At 64.7% G+C, this 1,510-nt stretch carries 3 protein-coding genes; 1 reads left to right on the top strand and 2 read right to left on the bottom strand.

Annotated features, from left to right (window positions below; genetic code table 11):
* Window positions 1-147, bottom strand: a 147-nt coding sequence (gene rpmF, locus EOA27_RS36060; protein WP_127258683.1) for a 50S ribosomal protein L32, incomplete at its 3' end; no start/stop codon positions are given.
* A 253-nt stretch (window positions 148-400) separates the two neighbouring features.
* The gene (locus EOA27_RS36055) at window positions 401-1,108 is read right to left on the bottom strand and encodes a transglycosylase domain-containing protein (RefSeq protein ID WP_189343365.1); all 708 of its coding nucleotides are present in this window, start codon (window positions 1,106-1,108) and stop codon (window positions 401-403) included.
* A gap of 128 nt (window positions 1,109-1,236) precedes the next feature.
* Between EOA27_RS36055 and EOA27_RS36050 the strand changes: the two genes are divergently transcribed.
* Window positions 1,237-1,510 (top strand): polyprenyl synthetase family protein (locus EOA27_RS36050; RefSeq protein WP_189562301.1); only part of this gene is annotated, 274 nt, incomplete at its 3' end.

The raw sequence follows: 1,510 nt of genomic DNA, 5'->3' as shown, positions 1-1,510 counted from the left end.
ATACATGCCGGTCTTCAGGTCGATGTGATGCGGGCGACGCATTTCGCCGGAATTCTTGTCCTCGACATAGGTCGGGGCCTTGAGGGCGTCGGCCGAGCGGCGCATGCCGCGCTTCGACGGAGAGGTTTTTCTTTTTGGAACGGCCATGGATATGCTCCACTACATGGTCAAAATGCCCCGGCAACCCTCGCGAAAGGGCCGCATCGAGGCCATAATCTGAGAAAGTCGGGTGCCTATACACGCCTTGCGCCGTTTTGGCCAGCGCTGGCCGCGAATTTTTTTGAGCCGGCGCCGCTTCGCTTGGATCAGGATGCCGTTTCGTCGAAACGCCGTCCTGGTCCAAGTCTTCGTTGGAGCGTGATCTTTTCCGAAACCGGTTCCCACTTTTCGGGATCACGCCCTAATCCAGGCATCCGACATAGGCGCCGGACCGGCTGGCGCGCCGCTCGATCAGCGAGGCCAGCCGCCTCAGTCCCGGCCCGGGCTTCGCCGGATTGCGCGCGATCGGGTTGGGCAGGCTGACGGCGAGCAGAGCGGCCTGCCTGCGCGACAACTGCTTGGCCGAGACGCCGAAATGATGCCGCGCGGCGGCCTCGATGCCGTAGATGCCCGGGCCCCATTCGGCGATGTTGAGATAGATCTCCATGATCCGCCGCTTCGACATCACCGCATCGAAATAGACGGCTAAAGGCAACTCGACGACCTTGCGCACGCTGCCAAGCGGCCGCGACCACAAGAAAAGGTTCTTCACCGTCTGCATGGTGATGGTGGAGGCGCCGCGCGTCGCCTCGCCGGCCAGAGCGTCATCGACCACGCCGCGCAATTCGCCGAGATCGACGCCGCGATGGAAGCAGAACTGCCCGTCTTCCGACATGATCACCGAATGCGCCAGCACGGGCGCCACGTCATCGATCGACACCCAGCGCCGGTCGTAGCCGGAGAAGGTCGCGAGGTCCTTCAGCATCAGGGTCGATATCGGATGCACGAAGGACGGCAGGTAGAGGAAGGTGAGCACGACCGGAATGGCCGCCAGCACGAGCGCGACGACCAGGCAGCGCCGGCCGATGCGCCTCAGACTGGCGCGGCTCAGGCGCCGCGAGCGCGCCATGTCCAGCCCTTCGCTTCCATGTTCGACGATCGGTTCCGTCAAGCCGTCCCACCCGTGCCTCGCCCCCTCCGGCATAAAGGCGCGCGCCTGCTTGCGCAATGTCTGAGTGTCGGCTACCGCTCCCGGCCATGAGCAAAGACGACCAGATCGCCTTCGAAACCGCGCTTTTCCTGCGCGCCGCTGCCGTCGAGACCGAGCTGCGCCGGATTCTCGACGCGCGTCCGCTCACCGGTGAGATCGCGCGGCCCGAGCGCCTGATGGCGGCGATGCGGCATGGCGTGCTCAACGGCGGCAAGCGGCTGCGGCCTTTCTTGGTCATGGAAAGTGCCGCGCTGTTTTCGGCCGACAATGACGCGGCGTTGCGCGTCGCCGCGGCGCTGGAATGCGTGCATTGCTATTCGC

Origin of the sequence: Mesorhizobium sp. M2A.F.Ca.ET.037.01.1.1 (assembly GCF_003998075.1) — a bacterium.
Classification (GTDB): Bacteria; Pseudomonadota; Alphaproteobacteria; order Rhizobiales; family Rhizobiaceae; genus Mesorhizobium.
The sequence above is the reverse complement of the archived record's forward strand: the minus strand, read 5'-3'. Positions and strand labels throughout refer to the sequence as shown.